This is a genomic window from Parapedobacter brassicae (assembly GCF_051400755.1).
In the GTDB taxonomy this organism is placed as follows: Bacteria; Bacteroidota; Bacteroidia; order Sphingobacteriales; family Sphingobacteriaceae; genus Parapedobacter.
The window spans coordinates 99,010-111,475 of sequence record NZ_JBLFFL010000001.1; the positions used below are offsets into that span (position 1 = coordinate 99,010).

The following is a 12,466-nucleotide window of genomic DNA, read 5'->3' on the forward strand; positions in this document are numbered from 1 at the left end:
TGTTTAATGCATAAAGTTAACGAAATAATCATTCAGTTCAAATTCAATGTATTGATGTAGCGAACCTGAATTAATGAAAAGAATCACAGCGGGATCGCGGGTTAAGCCGAGCGAACAAAAAAACCTGTACAGAAAACTGGACAGGTCCTATGCCGTAGCGGGGAGCAGGATCGAACTGCCGACCTTAGGGTTATGAATCCTACGCTCTAACCATCTGAGCTACCCCGCCTAAAAATTAGTTTGCAAATATAGTTTATTTTCCTTTTCTTTAGAAAAAAAGTTAACAAAGAACAATACACAAATCACACGCAAAATTATCATCCTTGGCATGGCAGAAAAAATCAAATTCCAGCTGGAATACGAGATCAAATCTTCACCCAAAATCTTATTTTCCTTCTTGCATGAACCCAACGCATTGGCCCAATGGTTTGCGGATGACGTGACATACAAGGATGGCGTCTATGAGTTTAGCTGGGATGATGAACAGCATGTTGCCAAGCTGATTGCCCTCAAGGAAAACAAACTAGTTAAATATAAATGGCTTGACGATGAGCCGTATCATTTCGAGATGGAAATCGTTCAGGATGAGCTCACCAACGACGTAGCGCTTGCCATTACCGACTTCGCGCGGGAAGAAAATCTCAATGACCGCAGATTGATCTGGAACAACCAAATCGAATACCTCCAAAGTGTAATAGGTGCCTAAAAATTGCTACCTTTGTACTGGGTTTGCATTGAGGGACTTATGAAAAAAATCCATCTTCTTATCCTCAAGTCGTTTATTCGGCCGTTCATCGTTACGTTTTTCATCGTGATGTTTGTGCTGCTGATGCTATTCCTCTTTAAATACATCGATGATTTAATCGGAAAAGGATTCGAATGGTACGTAATCCTGGAGTTATTGGCCTACCAGTCGGCCGTGCAGATTTCCATGGCCATGCCCCTGTCCATGCTGCTATCCTCCATCATGACCTTTGGTAATCTTGGAGAAAGCTATGAACTGGTCGCCATCAAAGCCGCGGGTATCTCGCTCCGGAAAGCCATGACACCGCTGTTTATCCTCGTAGGCCTGTTCAGCGGTGGCGCATTCCTCTTCAGTGATTACATTTTGCCTGTCGTCAACCTCAAAATGGGTTCTTTGCTGTATGACGTGCGGATAAAACAGGCCGATTTTCTCATTAAACCCGGCATTTTCAACAACACCATTCCCGGATATTCCATTCGTGCAAAAGGGAAAAGCACAGACGGAAAGATCCTGTATGACCTGATGATCTATGATCATAAAAACAACAATAACGCTGGCATTGTATTATTGGCCAAAGAGGGGTACATCTACAATTCTCCGGATAATAACACCATGATCCTCAAGCTCAAAGACGGCGTGCGCTATGAGGACCAAAGAAGCAGGAATGCCAAGGTATACAATCCACGGCAACAGTTCACACGGTTTTATTTCGACGAGACGGAACAGAAGTTTGATATGTCTGCTTTCCAGATGAAACGCACGGACGAAAACCTATTCAAGAGCCATCACATGATGCTCAACCTGAAGCAGCTTAAGCAATATACCGATTCCAATGCCGTGCAGCTAGACAGTGTCAGCAACACGGTATTTAGGGAAATACGATCATACTATTACTATTTCAACGACTATTATAAACCTACGGACACGACATCGGTCACCAATACACCCGCCCGGTACGAACAAGCATTTATCGAAACCATCCCCAGCGACAAGCGTAGTATGGCGATAAACAGCGCCTTGAATCAGGTACGATACATCAAAGACGTGCTCAACATTAAAGCCAACGAGGACACCTTCTATCGCAATAAAGACATTCTTTATAACGTAGAATTCCAACGCAAATTCACGTTGGCCGTTTCCTGCCTCTTGTTGTTTTGCATAGGCGCACCCTTAGGTGCAATTATCCGAAAGGGCGGTTTGGGACTTCCCGTCGTGGTAGCCATCATTTTCTTCCTCATTTATCACATCATCTCTACCGTCAGCGAAAAATCCGCAAAGGAAGGGAATATCGACACCTTTTGGGGTATGTGGATGGCCATTTTTGTATTATCGCCATTGGCTATTTTCCTTACCTATAAGGCCGCTACCGATTCAGCGCTGTTCGATATCGAACAATATCGGTTGAAAGCCGAGAAGATACTGGCTTGGATAAAAACCAAAATCGGTATTCGTCAGTCCGAGAAACCGCTACCCCGTAAAACTTTACATGACGATTATACATTAACGCCGTAAGTAATGTACCTTTGTGTGCTTTACAAGGAGGCCAAATGAACATCAGGTTAGACACGATTGAAGAGGCAATCGCCGATATAAAAGCCGGAAAAGTAGTGATCGTTGTAGACGATGAGGACCGCGAAAACGAAGGAGACTTCATCACGGCTGCACGGAATGCTTCACCTGAAGTAATTAATTTTATGGCCACGCATGGTCGTGGCTTAGTGTGTGCACCGCTTACCGAGGAACGCTGTAAAGAGCTGCACCTAAACCTCATGGTGGGCAATAACACCGCTGTGTATGAGACCAACTTCACCGTGTCGGTAGACCTTCAAGGGTACGGTTGTACGACTGGAATCTCCGCTTCAGACCGGTCGAAGACCATCAAAGCCTTGATCAATCCGGATATTAAGCCAGAGGAATTTGGGCGACCGGGCCACGTGTTTCCGCTCATTGCAAAAGACGGAGGGGTGCTCCGTCGCGCGGGCCATACCGAGGCTGCAATCGATCTAGCCCGGCTTGCAGGCTTAGAACCCGCAGGCGTATTGGTCGAAATCCTCAAAGATGATGGTGAAATGGCCAGGCTGCCTGACCTGATCCGGGTCGCCAAGCATTTTGATTTAAAGATCATTTCCATCAAGGATCTGATCGAATACCGGTTGGCTAAAGACACCCTCATAACCCGGGAAGTCTCCGTCAATCTCCCCACCCAATGGGGGCAATTCAACCTGATGGCCTATACACAGAAAAACACCGGTGAGCAGCACATCGCCATCTACAAAGGCGAGTGGGCTCCTGAGGAACCCATATTGGTACGCGTACACAGTTCGTGCGTCACGGGAGACATCTTCGGGTCCTGCCGCTGCGATTGCGGTCCGCAGCTACACCGTGCCATGCAAATGATTGAAGAAGAAGGCAGAGGCGTCGTGGTGTATATGAACCAAGAAGGCAGAGGCATCGGCTTAATCAACAAGTTACATGCATATAACTTGCAGGAAAATGGCTTAGATACCGTGGATGCCAATCTCGAATTAGGGTTCAAACCCGATCATCGCGACTACGGTATCGGCGCCCAAATCTTGCGGGATCTCGGCGTCACCAAAATGCGCCTGATGAGCAATAACCCCACCAAACGTGCGGGACTTATCGGTTACGGTTTGGAAATCGTTGAGAATGTGCCCATCGAAATCGAAGCGAACCCGCATAACGAACGGTACCTGCTCGCCAAACGGGACCGCATGGGTCATAGCATCATGAAGGATCCGCTTCCATAATTTGGCGGTAAATTCGTCTGATTAATAAGACTAAGCAAACGAGGAACCCACCAAGGAAGCCGCCGATGACGATGGCTTTGGCTTTGCCGAGTTTATCATTCTCCAATGGGAGTATTGGTTTGTCTAACACCTGGATAACAGGTTTTTCATTTCGGAGTGTTATCTTCGCCAGCTCCTGATTTTTTACCAATTCGGTCAATATTGCCGTATTGGCCTGCACATCTACCGTACGCCGCTGCGAGCCTACCCGCAGGCTTTGGAAGGCCCTGTTCGGATTCGGGTTGGCATCAGTGGCTGCCGCCACACCGCCAATCGCTTCATTTAATTCCCTGCGTACAGAATCCACTTGGCGGGTGAGAATGGCTAAATTCTCCTCCGCCTTCTGCGTCCTCGTCCGAATATAAAATTGTGAGGCATTCTCGATCAAGGTTTCAACAAATACCTTAGAAAACACCTCATCCGATGTCTCCATTTTTATCGCGATGATGTTCAGCTTTTTATCCGGTTTGTCAATGACCAGATTATTATTCAAAATGGATTTATAAAACCCGGCCATTAAACTGTCTTGTAAAAAAATCCCGGTGGTATCCTTAAACTGAAAATCAGCTAATAGCCCTTTCTCCGCCCATTTTTCTCTGAATCCGTTATATTCCACGTAACGGTTGACCAATATATTCCGCTTTCCATCAATCTCGACTTCCGTTAGCAATGTTTTGTCAATCATCGAACGAGATTTCAGAAATTCGATGATGTTATCTCCCTGAAAAAAGCCACCCGAACTACCGAGCCCCCCCAAATTCAATCCAAATTGTGCAGCAATACCGGCCGCTGAACCTAAACTGTTTCTAGACGATCCCTGCTCCTCCATGACGAAATTCAGCGTCGCAGTATAACTGGTTTTCTTGGTAATGGCATAGAGGAGGCCGGCGGCGCCCCCCAACAATCCAATAATGACAATGACCAGCCATCTACTCAGGAAATACCGTATCCATTCCTGTATTTTCACAATCAACTCTTTCAAGCTGATTTCGTCGTCTTGGCCTGTATTAATATTCTTTTCTACCATGTTTGTTTGCAAGCAAGATAACTATTATCGAAGCATCGTCAATATAATTGCCGCGAGCGAGGCCACCCCTGTTCCGATACCCAACCATTGTTGGGGGCTCATCGGTTCTTTCACCTCCTTTTGAGGCACGAAAATTTCCGCACCCGGCTTGATTGGCGGATAATTGTTCACGAACAAAAAGCGGCTGGTACTCTTCACGGAGCCGTTTGCGTACAACACATACGCACTCTTACGTAATGCTTTGGACGAGAACCCTCCCGCCTGCGATATGTACTGCTTAAATCCTTTAGAGGGCGAGTACACCGCAGTGGACGGCGCCAATACCTCACCGGAAATTTTCACCGTTTGCAATTCCTTAGGTACACGGATGACATCACCATCCTCCAAAATAAGGTCCCCCCTTCTGCCTGGCTTTTTAATGATCCGTTCCAGGTTGATCCCGACAAAGTCATTATTAATATTCCTGCTAATACTTACTTCGTCAACAGTGTTGGCATCGCTTTGCAATTGCTTCAATGCCAGCATGCGATCATATTCATCTTGTTTCTGAAGTTCCCTTTCCGCTTTATCGGCGCTTGTTTCCGCCGCCTTAGCTGTATCCAGCGTGCCCCCTCGTTTTAAGGATGCTCCTGTTACGTAAGCATATGGCGTAAAACCGCCTGCGCGCTTGATGATGTCAGAAATGCGTTCATCTTTACGTGTAACGGTATAAGGTCCTGGAAATAGAACCTCTCCCTCTATCCTCACTGTCTTTTGGGTCTCGTAACCTGTGGCCGTGCGCACCACCACCTTATCAAACGGCATAAGGACAAAATCTTGGTCCGCTTTACGCAGATCTTTGTCAGCAAATACCTGAAAAACTTCAGCTGTTTGAGCAGATTGCGAACGTGCGTCTGCATTCTTTACGCGCCTGGATATTTCAATGCGGCGACCGGTGGCGCTCTCCCTGAAACCTCCTGCCTGCATAATAAGATCCTGCAACGTCATGCCTTCAGCATAGGCAAATTGCCCCGGTGACCGGATTTCGCCATCGATGTCTACCGTGTATACTTCACGCAAATCAAATATTGAAGCAATCGTTACCACATCCTCCCGTTTCAATTCGATATCTGGGGTTGTCCCGGCCATTATTCCCGACACATCGAACGACAATTGCTCCGTTTGCATATCATCTTTCAGGCGAAGCACATACCCTCGATTTAAAAACGCATCCTCCTTCAACCCGTCTGCTTTTTTAAGCAGCATGGACAATGTCAATCCCGGACTCAGCTCATAGTCTCCCGGACGGAACACCGCCCCTTCAATGGTAACTCGATTTTCGAACCGCTCCAAAATTCGATTCACCGTATATTTATCCCCTGATTGAGGAGTGTACTGGGCAAATTGGCTGCTTAACAAGTCTTCTATTCGTTGCTCTCTGTCCGTCCGCTTGATCACCCTTATCCTGGCTTTATAGGCGTCCTCTGTAAAACCACCAGCATAGGTCAACAGTCTTTCAAACGTTTCGCCTCCTTTCAATTCGAATATTGCCGGCCGCTTCACCTCCCCGTCAACCTCTATTCTGCTTTCATAAGGCGGCACCATAAGAACATCCTGATCTTCCAAACGAATATTTTCCGGAAAGAAACCATTCACTAAAACGTCATAGATGTCCAATGTCCCGATTACTTTTCCATTCCTGATGATGTTAATATTTCTGAACGAGCCATTTTCGGTCGGTCCGCCCGAAAAATACAATGCATTAAACGCAGTGGCAACAGAAGGCAATGTATACGAACCCGGCTTGACGACCTCTCCCACAACCGTGATTCGAATGCTTCGAATATTACCCAATGTCACACGCACCTTCGTTGCACCTGTTCGGATCGCCGAATACACCGTTGACAACTGGGAAGTGATACGTGCCGTTGCCTGTTCGATGGTCATTCCAGACACGGAAACAACGCCGACATAGGGAATGTTTATCGTGCCTTCAGGCGATACTGTCAACGTATGATCTTCTTCTGATTGCCCATAAATATCAATCAAAATTTGATCCCCGGATCCCACCACATAGTTTTGTGGTGTAGCAATGCGCAAATTGGGTTCAAACACAGGCGTAACCCCCTGAAATAACCAGGCTCCAAATATCTTCGAGCGAAGACTGTCTTTTTTACTCAGCGAGTCAGAAAGCAGCGTATCTCCGCCCAGAGGCTGCGATGGATCCGCTAATTGTCGCTCGTTATCCCTTATCGAAATAGAAGCCCCCCCCTTTGCAGATGGGATGCTTTCCAAACGTTCTATCCGCTGTCTTAATTTCTCCACTTCGGTGGCCGGCATGCCCCGCTCCAATGCCAGCTGTTCCATTTGGCTCTCACTCAACCCCGAAGACTCGGCTTGCGCAAGGTACGCCTTGATCTGCTCGTCTGACAAATCATCAACACGAACATTAGACAAATCCGAAGAATTAATCGTCTGACTGAAACTCTGACCTCCGAACAAGCCTAGGCAAATCAATAAAAGAATACTGATAGAATAAAAAATACGATACTTCATCTACCTTTTCTGCTTACTAGTTAACTCAAAAACCCACTACTCCTAATTTACCGCAAATAAAATGTTTTTTTTTTACTTTGCCTATACCATCCGTCCGATTCTGTAGTCGCCATCAGTTTACCCCGATTGGGTTGCCCAAATGCGTAATTTGGCGGCGGATACCTTATCGTGTTCGCTGACTACGATTTTAAGCATTCAAAACCGATACGACACCCCAATTTGAACCGTCATGTTTGTTTTATCCTGCGGGTTAAATTCCCAAAAAGTATTTCCCGGCGGCATATCAAACTCAAATCGATAATTATATGCATGGGTATATTGTATTCCCAAAGAGGCAATCAGGTGGTCGAAATCCCAATCGGCATATGCTTGCATACCTAAATCGACCCATTGTCTTCTTAAGTCATTTATATGCCCGATACTATAGAAGAAATCATCCTTCTGTGCTATGCGCTCAAATTGAAGCCCAACCTGCTTCAAGCCCCGTATCCAAGACACTTGTGCTGACTGAATATTACTACCTGGTCCAATGCCAGCCCCTAACATTTGGCCACGATGTGTATAGCCGTCCCTCACCACATGATGGGTATACCACGTTGGGCTCGGGCTATCATTTAGGAAATAACTAGAATTAAACGAAAGTTGGGTCACCTCGGCTCCGAATTGGAATAAATCACCTTCTTGTATCCAATTTGATGGTAACAACTTCCTGAACCCGAGTACATATCCCCGAGAATGTGCCGCCTGAACTATTCTGTCACGACCGTCGTGTGGCCTAAGGCTTCTACCATATTCGCCGTATAATTCCAATTTACCTGCAGGCATAGCCCATCTAAAAAATATTGAACTATACCGGATACGGGTATCTTCACTTGTTTTCTCCGTGCCATTTCCGGCATCCAAATACGTGACCTCACTGATGGTGGGTTTTAGGAAGGGCAAAAAATCCCGCAGGTTGTTACCCCTGTCTGGCCGGTTAACGGCCATAGTGGTAATCCAACCCAAAGACAGCCCTTTTATCCAACGCGGTTGATAGCTCGCTACCAGTCCCGAAAAATACCGATTGACATCGGGTTTTTCCACATAGAATAGCTCATGATGTTTACTCTCCTCCGTATAAGAAGGAGGATAGCCCGACGATTTAAGTGTTCCCGCTACAAACTGGCCTTCGAAAGTTCCGACAGCCGTTGCAACAGGCCTTGTCGTGTTAATCGTTACATGGGGAAACCCCGGGGCTGTATTGCTCATAAGCAATGAATTTCGGATTCCTGGTCCCCACCAAAGATTTTCTGTCGATATTCCGAAAGAAACCGGATCAAAATTAACGCGGATGCTGCTCTGTCCCATGAACGCGCCAGAATAACCCCCTTTACCGAAATACTCAGGCATGTCGATACGATTACCAAACGTATAATACCAATGCCATCCATAGCCTGGCAATGCCGCGAGTTCTTCATATTTTCTATTGGACGCCGTCACTATTTCCGGTTGGAATTGGACCGTCAAGAAGCGGTATTTGGCCAATATGCCGATCGACAGCTTAGTTTGCCCACCCCGTGCAGGTATCATGCTTCCGTCGTTCCAGCCGTTGGGATACACGGAGTTATTCCGATATTGAAGGCTGGCCGGTAAGATTTGCAGGTATCCGAGTGCATCCGGAGTAGTGTAAACAATGCTGCTTTTCCCCAACACACCATCTGGATCAAACACATCATCACGCCCCAATGCAGAAGCGGTCAGTGGTCTGATGGTAAAAGAAATGGTCGAATCAACAAGCCCCAGCAACTGATCACGCCGATATTTATCTTCGAGTACCTGTGTACCTACCGGCAATACTTGTGCTTTCAGAAAAAAAGGGCCTGTCACGAATACGATAATAAAAATAGAAAGACGAAGAGATTTAGTGATGAACCACCCGTAACTTTGCATAATAGGCTATTTATAACAGACCACGTTTACACTTTGTGTAGCTTTGCACGCAAAAGTAATCAAAAAACATGCCTATCATAGTTTTTTTTATTTAACAATTCGTTGATCGCCGCGTAATAAAAAACAATAATATTATCGACAGAAAATTCTTTAATCATCTTGTCCCGGCCTTTCAGACCCATTATTTTTCGTTCGGAGGGAGAGAGATTCAGCATCCGTTCCATACACGACATGAGGCTGTTAACGTCTTTAACTTTACATAGATAGCCGGTTACGGTATCATCCACCAATTCCCTACAGCCGGAGATATCACTGGCTATTAGGGGCTTAGCCATTGCCGCGCTTTCCTGCAACGTAGTAGACATACCTTCACGGTAAGAGGGTAACACGACACAGTCGCAACTTGCCAGTAGCGGCCTTACATCATCGACGGAACCAAAGTAACTGATCCATCCCTGTTCAACCCATTCGCTCAGTTGAGAAGCATCTACAGCTGCAGGGTTTTCTACATGGAGATACCCTAAAACCCAGAAAAGCGTATCAGGATACTTTTGTTTAATCAATTTAGCCGCTGTGACAAATTCTGCCACACCTTTGTCATAAAGCAGCCTGCCAACAAATAAAAACTTAAAAAAAGCAACATCGCCCGCAACAGGTATCAGTTCCGGATTAAAGGTATCGAAACAGTTAACACCCTCACCCGGTATGCGCCTGGCCTTACCACGGTCAATTAACTTGTAGCGGACAAAGAGATCGAAATCATCTTGATTAAGAAACCAGACCTGCTTAGCCGATTTCAACGCGAATCGATACAGCCATTTGGCAATTGTTGTAATGATACTTCGATTAATAAATGCATACCCCAATCCCGTGATGACTGCGACAACGGGAATGTTGCGCTGCCTTGCCGCCAGCGTACTATAAATATTAGGTTTTATGGTGTATTGAATAATTAGATCGGGCCCCTCCTGTCGATAAATACGTTTAAACTCCCGATAAAGCATAAGGTCTTTCATGGGATTAAGCCCCTTTGCAGATAACGACTTTAGCGTAATAACTTTCGCCCCCAAGGATGCCAGTTGTTCAACAAATTCGTCAGCGGGCATCAATAACAACACCTCATGCCCTGCTTTTAATAACGATTTGATGAGATCTATCCGAAATCGCACAAAGCTCCATGCCGTATTAGATACCAAGCATATTTTAGTCGACATTTAGTTGCTTTTGATGGTTATTGATAGCTGTAACAAGCGAATCGGCAAACACCGGCATGTTTTTGAATACCTGATGCGCTTCGTTCGAAATGGCTTCACATTGCTGGCGGTCGCCCAACACCTCGAGTAATTTACGTAGTGAGCGTTCCCACGACTGCTCGTCTGCTGTCTCTGCAAATACAGCGGAACATCCATCGACCGCATACTGAGCAATACCGCCTACCGGGGTTACAAAACACACTATTCCTTGTTGCATGGCCTCTGCCACACTCATAGCCATGCCTTCCTGTGCACTGAGCTGAATGTAATAATCGCAGGTTGCATATAAGTGTCGCTTCTTCTCTTGGCCAATTTCTCCTTCAACGGAAATGACTCCTTCCAAACCGTAAAAGTTAATTGCTTTTTCCACAGTACGTTGATCACCATCGTCCCTGCCAAATATGCGCAACGTGGCATCTACGCCGTTTTTACGAAGCCAGGCAATTGCTCGGACAGCAAGCGGAACCTGTTTTATCGGATTGAGTCTGCCGACAAAAAAAAAGTTCTTTCTCCCTGTAAAATCACGCTTATGCTGGTCGCTCGGTGTAGGTGTCGTCAGGTAAGAAAGCACTTTAATCCCAGCGGATCTGCCCAAAATACCCGCAGCCAATGCTGCCGTAGCATCGGAGTCTACAAAAACAGCATCACTTGTCCGCATCCCAATTTTACTAAAAAAGCGGTCGGCCCAGTGAAAGAAGTTGCTGCTATGCAGCAATATAAAGTAGCTGGGCCTTCTATCGAAAAGTTTATAAACAGTTGCAACAACGGCTGACTTCCACAAGGAACTGATAATGACATCAGGTTTAAACCTGCGGATACTGATACAGAGTTTAGGCAGATAAAAAGGCAATAGGTAAACCGAAACACCTTGTATCCGAAGTTTTTCCTGAATCGATACATCTACCCCATTTAACAAGGTACGATCCGCACCTTCCAATACGTAAACACGCAAGTCGAAATAATAATTCAGTTTCGGCAACGCTGACAATAACGCCGCTTCCGCCCCACCTAACGCGATTTCGTGCATGATATAGACCAATTTTTGCTTATCTGACATTAGAAAGTCAACTTTATTTACGTATGTGTTCAATCTTACATTATCGAATAGGGCTGCATAAGGGAAGGACTCACCATCTTTAATCCATAATACAAAATGTATAGCATGAAAACGAACCGCAGAAATAACGCCAGAAACCTATCTGATTTACGTGTTTCCAATACTTTGCTCACGTATGGCATACTAAATAATATCGCCCCAAACAATAACAGTGCTAACCGTTGCATAATGGCAAAGGAGATGAACAGCAAATTGATAAATGAAGCGATCGACAGCGCAACAAATAAGTAGTCAACAACCTTCTTAGGATAACACTTCAGTAATCGACTTTTAAAAATCAACATACCGGTCATGAAGACCTGCGCAATAATGGAAATGACGTACCCTCCTCTACCGAATTCCTCTAATTCTACATATTGGGCCAGCGTCGGCGGCAGCCCACCCAAGCTAAAAAGGAACATAACCGGATCAAAAAACGCTCCAACGGCACCGATAAGAGGTAAAATAAAATAAAACCAGTAATTCTTGGTCAGCATATATACCAGTCCAATAAACGGTACCACCAATATCGCACTGTGGAAGCTCGCTCCAATCAATACCAATAGCGCAAATTTTATGTAATCACGTTCGGTTAATAAGAACAATGCCCATAACCCCAGTCCAGCTGACAAAGCAAATCGAATCTGTGTAAAATCGCGATAAAAGTAAAAAAAACAGACATATAGCAAAAGAGACGCAAAGGGAAACGGGCTTTTTCTATAAATCAGCGTATAGTTGACCAATCCGGTCACCACGGCCATCAACAAAAATACCGTTCGGATTCCTCCGCCCAAAGCATAAACAGCCTTATTAAGAAGAAGGTATCCACGTTCCATCGTCTCCTCATAATTTCCGGTGATCAGATCTGGCCAAGACATGCCACCTGCCAAGTTGAATGCTTCTTCGTAATTTACGCTATCATTGTCTACCCCTACGGTACGCAAACCAACAAATAAAATCAAGACGGTGCAGTATACCACATAAACCAACAACCGAATAACATTACTTTTCACTAAGTCAAATACACTCAGCAAAAAGGTAGTCAATACGATTAGGTAATATGGAGCCATTCAA

General features: G+C 45.5%; 9 protein-coding genes and 1 tRNA gene. 3 read left to right on the top strand and 7 right to left on the bottom strand.

Translation table 11 applies throughout. From position 1 onward, the window contains the following. Window positions 1–155: 155 nt before the first annotated feature. Window positions 156–229, bottom strand: a tRNA-Met gene (locus tag ACMGDE_RS00475). 99 nt (window positions 230–328) lie between these two features. Between ACMGDE_RS00475 and ACMGDE_RS00480 the strand changes: the two genes are divergently transcribed. From ACMGDE_RS00480 to ACMGDE_RS00490, 3 genes are read left to right on the top strand one after another with little or no spacing between them, the layout of a single operon-like run. After that, the gene (locus ACMGDE_RS00480; RefSeq protein ID WP_436830777.1) at window positions 329–706 is read left to right on the top strand and encodes an START-like domain-containing protein; all 378 of its coding nucleotides are present in this window, start codon (window positions 329–331) and stop codon (window positions 704–706) included. Window positions 707–745: 39 nt separating this feature from the next. After that, the gene (locus ACMGDE_RS00485) at window positions 746–2,257 is read left to right on the top strand and encodes an LptF/LptG family permease (protein WP_436830778.1); all 1,512 of its coding nucleotides are present in this window, start codon (window positions 746–748) and stop codon (window positions 2,255–2,257) included. A gap of 35 nt (window positions 2,258–2,292) precedes the next feature. Further along, window positions 2,293–3,513 (top strand): bifunctional 3,4-dihydroxy-2-butanone-4-phosphate synthase/GTP cyclohydrolase II, encoded by a 1,221-nt coding sequence (locus ACMGDE_RS00490; protein ID WP_436830779.1) that lies wholly within the window; start codon window positions 2,293–2,295, stop codon window positions 3,511–3,513. Here the strand turns inward: ACMGDE_RS00490 and ACMGDE_RS00495 are convergent. From ACMGDE_RS00495 to ACMGDE_RS00520, 6 genes are all read right to left on the bottom strand, one after another. Next, window positions 3,491–4,579, bottom strand: coding sequence for a Wzz/FepE/Etk N-terminal domain-containing protein (locus tag ACMGDE_RS00495; protein ID WP_436830780.1), 1,089 nt, complete (start codon window positions 4,577–4,579; stop codon window positions 3,491–3,493). The two genes, ACMGDE_RS00490 and ACMGDE_RS00495, sit on opposite strands and share 23 nt — an antisense overlap. 24 nt (window positions 4,580–4,603) lie before the next feature. Next, window positions 4,604–7,114 carry an SLBB domain-containing protein gene (locus tag ACMGDE_RS00500; protein ID WP_436830781.1) on the bottom strand — a complete coding sequence of 837 codons (2,511 nt, stop codon included), beginning with the start codon at window positions 7,112–7,114 and terminating at the stop codon, window positions 4,604–4,606. A gap of 195 nt (window positions 7,115–7,309) precedes the next feature. After that, window positions 7,310–9,043: a capsule assembly Wzi family protein gene (locus ACMGDE_RS00505; RefSeq protein ID WP_436830782.1), complete on the bottom strand. Its 1,734-nt coding sequence runs from the start codon at window positions 9,041–9,043 to the stop codon at window positions 7,310–7,312. Between the two features lie 59 nt (window positions 9,044–9,102). Beyond that, window positions 9,103–10,257 carry a glycosyltransferase family 4 protein gene (locus tag ACMGDE_RS00510; RefSeq protein ID WP_436830783.1) on the bottom strand — a complete coding sequence of 385 codons (1,155 nt, stop codon included), beginning with the start codon at window positions 10,255–10,257 and terminating at the stop codon, window positions 9,103–9,105. Beyond that, window positions 10,247–11,353, bottom strand: coding sequence for a glycosyltransferase family 4 protein (locus tag ACMGDE_RS00515; RefSeq protein WP_436830784.1), 1,107 nt, complete (start codon window positions 11,351–11,353; stop codon window positions 10,247–10,249). The genes ACMGDE_RS00510 and ACMGDE_RS00515 overlap by 11 nt, the downstream gene beginning before the upstream one ends. 35 nt (window positions 11,354–11,388) lie before the next feature. Continuing rightward, window positions 11,389–12,462 carry an EpsG family protein gene (locus ACMGDE_RS00520; RefSeq protein WP_436830785.1) on the bottom strand — a complete coding sequence of 358 codons (1,074 nt, stop codon included), beginning with the start codon at window positions 12,460–12,462 and terminating at the stop codon, window positions 11,389–11,391. Between the last annotated feature and the right edge of the window lie 4 nt (window positions 12,463–12,466).

Excerpts from the sequence above, each read along its gene's own strand:
- ACMGDE_RS00480 (WP_436830777.1), top strand. The coding sequence starts at position 329 with ATGGCAGAAAAAATCAAATTCCAGCTGGAATACGAGATCAAATCTTCA.
- ACMGDE_RS00485 (WP_436830778.1), top strand. The coding sequence starts at position 746 with ATGAAAAAAATCCATCTTCTTATCCTCAAGTCGTTTATTCGGCCGTTC.
- ACMGDE_RS00490 (WP_436830779.1), top strand. The coding sequence starts at position 2,293 with ATGAACATCAGGTTAGACACGATTGAAGAGGCAATCGCCGATATAAAA.
- ACMGDE_RS00495 (WP_436830780.1), bottom strand. The coding sequence starts at position 4,579 with ATGGTAGAAAAGAATATTAATACAGGCCAAGACGACGAAATCAGCTTG.
- ACMGDE_RS00500 (WP_436830781.1), bottom strand. The coding sequence starts at position 7,114 with ATGAAGTATCGTATTTTTTATTCTATCAGTATTCTTTTATTGATTTGC.
- ACMGDE_RS00505 (WP_436830782.1), bottom strand. The coding sequence starts at position 9,043 with ATGCAAAGTTACGGGTGGTTCATCACTAAATCTCTTCGTCTTTCTATT.
- ACMGDE_RS00510 (WP_436830783.1), bottom strand. The coding sequence starts at position 10,257 with ATGTCGACTAAAATATGCTTGGTATCTAATACGGCATGGAGCTTTGTG.
- ACMGDE_RS00515 (WP_436830784.1), bottom strand. The coding sequence starts at position 11,353 with ATGTCAGATAAGCAAAAATTGGTCTATATCATGCACGAAATCGCGTTA.
- ACMGDE_RS00520 (WP_436830785.1), bottom strand. The coding sequence starts at position 12,462 with ATGGCTCCATATTACCTAATCGTATTGACTACCTTTTTGCTGAGTGTA.